Raw genomic sequence first — 6,929 nt, forward strand, 5'->3', positions numbered from 1 at the left:
CCGGCTGGCCGACCGGCTCGGCGGCCACCCGGCAGACGGCCGCGACGGCCCGTCGGTGCTGCTCGGCGGCACCGCACTCGACGACCTGGCGCTGCACACGGCCAGGACCGCCGTCCTCGTCCAGGACAAGGACCCGGTGCTGCTGTCGGGCACCCTGCACGAACTGCTCGACGTGCCGTCCTCCGGCGCGGTCACCGCGCCCCAGGCGCTCGCCGCCGCCCAGTGCGGAGACGTACTGGAGGCGCTCGCCCGCGCGAGCGGGAACGCCGAGGGCGACCCCATGCAGGTCCGCATCACCGAACGGGGCCGATCGCTCTCCGGCGGGCAGCGGCAACGGCTGGCGCTGGCCCGCTCACTGATCACCGACCCGGAGGTGCTGGTACTCGACGAGCCGACGTCCGCGGTCGACTCGCACACCGAGGCCCGGGTCGCGGACGGCGTCACCCGCCTCCGCCGGGGCCGCACCACCGTGGTCTTCTCCTCGTCGCCGCTGCTGCTGGACCGGGCGGACCGGGTGGTGCTTATCAACGACGGCACCGTCACCGCGGCCGGTGACCACCGGGAGCTGCTGCGCGACGAGCCGGCGTACCGGTGGATCGTCACCCGTGAAACCGACGAAGAACTGGCAGAAGGGATGGGGTCCGCATGATCGGCGTCGCACCCCCCGCGTACGACCCGGCCGCACCGGAGTCGTCCGCCACTCTCCCGGTGGGCTCACCCGCGACGGTGCGTGCCTACGTCCGGGAGCTGATCCGCCGGCACCGCAGGCCCTTCACCGTGCTGGTGGTGGTCAACACGGTCGCGGTGGTGGCGTCCATGGTCGGCCCCTACCTGCTCGGTGGCGTCGTGCAGGACCTTGCGGACGGCGCCCGCGACCTGCCGCTGGAGCGCACCGTCGCCCTGTTCGCCGTCGCGCTGGTCATCCAGACCTTCTTCGTGCGGCTGGTCCGGTTGCGCGGCGCGATGCTCGGCGAACGCATGCTCGCCGACCTGCGCGAGGACTTCCTGGTGCGCTCGGTCGGCCTGCCGCCCGGCGTGCTCGAGCGCGCCGGCACCGGTGACCTCCTCGCCCGCATCACCACCGACATCGACCGGCTCGCCAACGCGATGCGCGAGGCCGTACCGCAGCTGTCCATCGGTGTGGTGTGGGCCGGGCTGCTGCTCGGCGCGCTCACCGTCACCGCTCCCCCGCTGGCCCTGGCCGTGCTGATCGCGGCTCCGCTGCTCATCGTCGGCTGCCGCTGGTACTACCGCCGGGCGCCGGACGGGTACCGCTCGGAGGCCGCCGGTTACGCGGCCGTCGCGGCGGCGCTCGCCGAGACCGTCGATGCGGGCCGCACCGTGGAGGCGCACCGGCTGAGCCGACGGCGGGTGGCGCTGTCCGAACAGCGCATCACCGAGTGGGTCGCCTGGGAGCGCTACACGCTCTGGCTGCGCAGCATCATCTTCCCGGTGATCAACGCCACCCATGTGCTGATCCTGGGAGCGGTGCTGGTCTTCGGCGGAGTGTTCGTACTCCAGGGCTGGATCAGTGTGGGACAGCTGACCACCGGAGCACTGCTCGCGCAGATGCTGGTGGAACCGCTCGGCCTGATCCTGCGCTGGTACGACGAACTCCAGGTGGCACAGGTGGCGTTGGCACGGTTGGTGGGCGTCCGGGAGATCGAGCCGGACACCGGTGATGCCGGTCTCACCCCCGACGGTCGCCAACTCGACGCCGGGGAGGTGCGGTTCGGATACCAGGAGGGCACGGACGTGCTGCACGGCGTGACGCTCTCCGTGCCGCCCGGCTCCCGGGTGGCGCTGGTGGGGCCGTCCGGGGCGGGCAAGTCCACGCTCGGACGGTTGCTGGCCGGGATCTACTCACCGCGCCGCGGCGCGGTGATGGTCGGCGGTGCGGAACTGGGCCGGATGCCCACCGAGCGGGTGCGGCAGCACGTGGCGCTGGTCAACCAGGAGCACCACGTGTTCGTCGGCGCGGTGCGCGACAACCTGCTGCTCGCCCGCGCCGACGCCGACGACGCGGAGCTGTGGGCGGCGCTGGCCGCTGTCGACGCCGACGGCTGGGCCCGCGCGCTCGAAGGCGGGCTGGACAGTGAGGTCGGCTCGGGCGGGCTGGTCGTCAGCCCCGCCCAGGCCCAGCAGATCGCGCTGGCGCGCCTGGTGCTGGCCGATCCGCACACCCTGGTGCTCGACGAGGCGACGTCCCTGCTCGACCCGCGGGCTGCGCGGCACCTGGAGCGTTCCCTCGCCCAGGTTCTCGACGGGCGGACCGTGGTGGCGATCGCCCACCGGCTGCACACCGCGCATGACGCGGATGTGATCGCGGTGGTGGAGGACGGACGGATCAGCGAGCTCGGCAGCCACGACGAGCTGGTCGCGGCGGACGGCGCCTACGCGGCTCTGTGGCGGTCCTGGCACGGCTGACCGGGAGGCCGCCTCGTGCTCCCCTCCGCCGCGTGGCCGTGCTCCCCTCCGCCGCGTGGCGGCGGGGAGCACGGCCGTCCGCCGGACGGGCGGTGCCCCAGCCGGTGGCCGGACGTCTTCATCCCAGGAGCGGCGGCGTCTCAGCCGAAGACGCCCAGCGCGAACAGGGTGCTGGCCGCGCCGGCCACGGCGAAGAGCGGCATCAGCACCTTCACCTCCACCCAGGCACCGGCCCGGAACCGCATGAACCGGGGGGTGCCCAGCGGGTACCAGCGTTTGCTGGCTATCGGGATCGGCCACAGCACCGGGCAGCCGGAGATGGTGAGCGCGTCACCGATGTCGTGCACGAGTGCGCCCAGCACGATCGGCAGCCCCAGCCACAGGTAGTCCTGCGCGGTGCCGGTGACGAACCAGTCGGAACCGTTGCCCGGCTGGTCGAGCAATCCGGCCAGGATCCAGGCGCTGGTCGCGCCCAGCATCCACACGAGCACGTCGCTGGACACTCGGGCCATGCGCCACAGCAGCCCCTCCACGGCGAGCACCATGTGCACGAAGAGGATGGCCAGCACCGCCCAGCGCCCCCCGGTGACCGCCGCGGCGGAGAAGCCGGCACCGACCAGCAGGGCCCAGGGCCAGGTGTGGGTGAGGGTGCGGTGTCCGCCGGAGCGCTTGCGTTCGCCCTGGCCGCGGGTGGCGTTGAAGACGAGGGTGGACAGTTTGTCGATGATGCCGGCCAGTGCCTTGGAGAAGGGTCCGAAGGCACGGGAGATCGTGGCCGACTTGTGGTCGAGGTCCGGCGCCAGCGCCGCGCCCGAGCAGATCAGCGCGCCCACCACAAGGACCAGCCAGGGCATCGGATGCCCGAGGGCGGCGGCGCCCGCTCCCACTCCCAGCCAGGCTGCGGCCCCCGACAGTGAGTGTGCCGGTCCCATCATGTGTGTCCCACCCCGTCGCTGTGCAGTTCGGTTCCCGCGGTCGCCCGCCAGGCGAGACAGCGTAGCCCCACATGATCTTGTCGTTGCCGCCGGTTCCCGGGATGGACGTGCGGGAGGGCAGTATGGGGGCGTGACGCTTATCGATCAGATGCCGACAGCCCCCGACCCCGACGCTCTCTTTGACGCTTTCACCTCCTGGGCGGAGGAGCGGGGTATCACCCTGTATCCCGCGCAGGAGGAGGCTCTGATCGAGGTGGTCTCGGGGGCGAACGTCATCCTGTCGACGCCCACCGGATCGGGAAAGTCCCTGGTGGCGGCCGGTGCGCACTTCGCCGCCCTCGCGAACGACAAGGTCACCTTCTACACCGCGCCGATCAAGGCGCTGGTGTCGGAGAAGTTCTTCGACCTCTGCAAGCTGTTCGGTACCGAGAACGTCGGCATGCTCACCGGGGACGCGTCCGTGAACGCCGACGCGCCGGTGATCTGCTGCACGGCCGAGGTGCTGGCGTCCATCGCGCTGCGCGACGGCCGCAACGCCGACATCGGCCAGGTCGTCATGGACGAGTTCCACTTCTACGCCGAGCCGGACCGCGGGTGGGCCTGGCAGATCCCCCTGCTGGAGCTTCCGCAGGCGCAGTTCGTTCTGATGTCGGCCACGCTCGGCGACATGTCGCGGTTCGAGGAGGACCTCACCCGTCGCACGGGCCGGCCGACGAGTGTGGTGCGGTCGGCGACCCGTCCCGTCCCGCTGAGCTACGAGTACCGGACGACCACGCTCACCGAGACCCTGACGGAGCTGCTGGAGACCCGCCAGGCCCCGGTCTACATCGTGCACTTCACGCAGGCCCAGGCGGTGGAGCGGGCACAGGCGCTGATGAGCATCAACATGTGCACGCGGGACGAGAAGAACGAGATCGCCTCGCTGATCGGCAACTTCCGGTTCACCACCGCCTTCGGGCGCAACCTCTCCCGGTTCGTCCGGCACGGCATCGGGGTGCATCACGCGGGCATGCTGCCGAAGTACCGGCGGCTGGTGGAACGTCTCGCGCAGGCAGGGTTGTTGAAGGTCATCTGCGGCACGGACACGCTCGGGGTGGGGGTCAACGTGCCCATCCGGACCGTGTTGTTCACGGCGCTCACCAAGTACGACGGGACGCGGGTGCGGACGCTGCGGGCCCGGGAGTTCCACCAGATCGCCGGCCGGGCCGGCCGCGCCGGGTACGACACCGCCGGGCTGGTCGTGGCGCAGGCGCCCGAGCACGTGGTGGAGAACGAGAAGGCGCTCGCCAAGGCCGGCGACGACCCCAAGAAGCGCCGCAAGGTGGTGCGCAAGAAGGCTCCGGAGGGGTTCGTCAGCTGGGGGGAGAACACCTTCCAGAAGCTGATCGCCGCCGAGCCCGAGCAGCTCACCTCCCGGTTCCGGGTCACCCACACGATGCTGCTGTCGGTCATCGCCCGGCCGGGGGACGCCTTCACGGCGATGCGTCACCTGCTGGAGGACAACCACGAGGACCGCCGGGCGCAGCTGCGGCACATCCGACGCGCCATCGCGATCTACCGGTCGCTGCTGGACGGTGGTGTGGTCGAGCAGCTGCCGGAGCCGGACGCGCAGGGCCGCTCGATCCGGCTGACCGTCGACCTGCAGGAGAACTTCGCGCTCAACCAGCCGCTCTCGACGTTCGCGTTGGCGGCCTTCGACCTGCTGGACAAGGAGTCCCCCTCCTACGCGCTGGACATGGTGTCGGTGGTGGAGTCCACTCTCGACGACCCGCGTCAGATCCTCGCCGCGCAGCAGAACAAGGCCAGGGGGGAGGCCGTCGCCGAGATGAAGGCCGACGGGGTGGAGTACGAGGAGCGCATGGAACGGCTGATGGAGATCAGCTACCCCAAGCCGCTGGAGGAGTTGCTGTTCCACGCCTTCGGCGTCTACCGCACCTCCCACCCGTGGGTCGGTGACCATCCGCTGTCCCCGAAGTCGGTCATCCGCGACATGTACGAGCGGGCGATGACGTTCGGCGAGATGGTCTCGCACTACGAACTGGCCCGTACCGAGGGCATCGTGCTGCGTTACCTGGCGAGCGCCTACAAGGCGCTGGAGAACACCGTGCCCGACGACCTCAAGTCCGAGGACTTCCAGGACATCGTCGAGTGGCTCGGCGAGATGGTCCGCCAGGTGGACTCCAGCCTGCTCGACGAGTGGGAGCAGTTGGCGAACCCGGCGGAGGAGACCGCCGAGGAGGCGCAGGAGCGGGCGGACCACGTGCGGCCCGTCACGGCGAACGCCCGGGCGTTCCGGGTTCTGGTGCGCAACGCGATGTTCCGCCGGGTGGAACTGGCCGCGCTGGACAAGGTGCGGGACCTGGGCGAGTTGGACGGGGATGCGGGCTGGGACGCGGACGCCTGGGGTGCGGCGCTGGACGCGTACTGGGACGAGTACGACGAGCTGGGCACCGGTCCGGACGCTCGCGGGCCGAAGCTGCTGCAGATCGAGGAAGTCCCCGAGGACCGGCTGTGGCGCGTCCGGCAGGCGTTCGCCGACCCGCGTGGTGATCATGACTGGGGTATCTCCGCGGAGGTCGACCTCACCGCGTCCGACGAGGAGGGCCGGGCGGTGGTGCAGGTCACCGGCGTCGGCCCGCAGTGAAGAAGGAGTACCACTGATGTCCGACAGTCCCGCCGAGCGGCTCATCGACCTGCTCGACCTGGAGCAGATCGAAGTCAACATCTTCCGCGGGGACAGCCCGCAGGAGCACTTGCAGCGGGTCTTCGGCGGCCAGGTCGCCGGCCAGGCCCTGGTGGCCGCCGGCCGCACCACCGACGGTGAGCGTCCCGTGCACTCGCTGCACGCGTACTTCCTGCGGCCGGGCGTGCCCGGGGTGCCGATCGTGTACCAGGTGGAACGCGTCCGCGACGGCCGCTCCTTCACCACACGTCGTGTGGTGGCCATCCAGCAGGGCAGGACCATCTTCAACCTGACCGCCTCCTTCCATGCGCCCGAACCGGGGTTCGAGCACCAGTTGCCGATGCGTGAGATGCCGGATCCGGAAGGCCTGCCGAGTCTGGCCGAGGAGATCCGCGACCACCTCGGCTCGCTGCCGGAGAGCCTGGAGCGAATGGCCCGGCGGCAGCCCTTCGACATCCGCTACGTCGAACGGCTGCGCTGGACAGCGGAGGAGGTCAAGGACGCCGAGCCGCGCAGCGCGGTGTGGATGCGGGCGGTCGGGCCGCTGGGCGACGATCCGCTCGTGCACACCTGTGCGCTCGCGTACGCCAGCGACATGATGCTGCTGGACGCCGTGCGGGTGCCGATCGAGCCGCTGTGGGGCCCGCGCGGGTTCGACATGGCATCCCTGGACCACGCCATGTGGTTCCACCGGCCGTTCCGCACCGACGAGTGGTTCCTCTACGACCAGGAGTCACCCATCGCGACCGGTGGGCGCGGCCTGGCGCGCGGCCGCATCTACGACCGGGCCGGGCAACTGCTGGTGTCGGTGGTGCAGGAGGGCCTGTTCCGCCCGCACCGGTCCTGAGTCGACGGCCCGCGGCGGCGGCCCGGGCCCGCCCGGG

General features: G+C 71.2%; 5 protein-coding genes. 4 read left to right on the plus strand and 1 reads right to left on the minus strand.

The window, feature by feature from the left end:
- Both ACYVE9_RS11595 and ACYVE9_RS11600 read left to right on the plus strand, forming a co-directional pair.
- The coding region (locus ACYVE9_RS11595) for an ATP-binding cassette domain-containing protein (protein ID WP_461027705.1) at positions 1-649 on the plus strand (649 nt) is incomplete at its 5' end.
- Positions 646-2,427, plus strand: a complete 1,782-nt coding sequence (locus tag ACYVE9_RS11600) for an ABC transporter ATP-binding protein (protein WP_461027706.1) — start codon at positions 646-648, stop codon at positions 2,425-2,427. The genes ACYVE9_RS11595 and ACYVE9_RS11600, both read left to right, overlap by 4 nt.
- Before the next feature lie 140 nt (positions 2,428-2,567).
- Here the strand turns inward: ACYVE9_RS11600 and ACYVE9_RS11605 are convergent, their stop codons facing one another.
- Positions 2,568-3,362, minus strand: a complete 795-nt coding sequence (locus tag ACYVE9_RS11605) for a metal-dependent hydrolase (RefSeq protein ID WP_461027707.1) — start codon at positions 3,360-3,362, stop codon at positions 2,568-2,570.
- 130 nt (positions 3,363-3,492) lie between these two features.
- Here ACYVE9_RS11605 and ACYVE9_RS11610 point away from each other — a divergent pair, with 130 nt between their 5' ends.
- A complete protein-coding gene (locus tag ACYVE9_RS11610) occupies positions 3,493-6,006 on the plus strand; it encodes a DEAD/DEAH box helicase (RefSeq protein ID WP_461027708.1) in 2,514 nt (837 codons plus the stop codon).
- Positions 6,007-6,022: 16 nt separating this feature from the next.
- The gene (locus ACYVE9_RS11615) at positions 6,023-6,892 is read left to right on the plus strand and encodes an acyl-CoA thioesterase (RefSeq protein WP_461027709.1); all 870 of its coding nucleotides are present in this window, start codon (positions 6,023-6,025) and stop codon (positions 6,890-6,892) included.
- The last annotated feature ends 37 nt before the right edge of the window (positions 6,893-6,929 follow it).

The sequence above is a fragment of the Streptomyces sparsus genome (assembly GCF_054776295.1).

Bases quoted from the DNA above. Each gene is read 5' to 3' on its own strand.
- ACYVE9_RS11600 (WP_461027706.1), top strand. From the start codon at position 646: ATGATCGGCGTCGCACCCCCCGCGTACGACCCGGCCGCACCGGAGTCG.
- ACYVE9_RS11605 (WP_461027707.1), bottom strand. From the start codon at position 3,362: ATGATGGGACCGGCACACTCACTGTCGGGGGCCGCAGCCTGGCTGGGA.
- ACYVE9_RS11615 (WP_461027709.1), top strand. From the start codon at position 6,023: ATGTCCGACAGTCCCGCCGAGCGGCTCATCGACCTGCTCGACCTGGAG.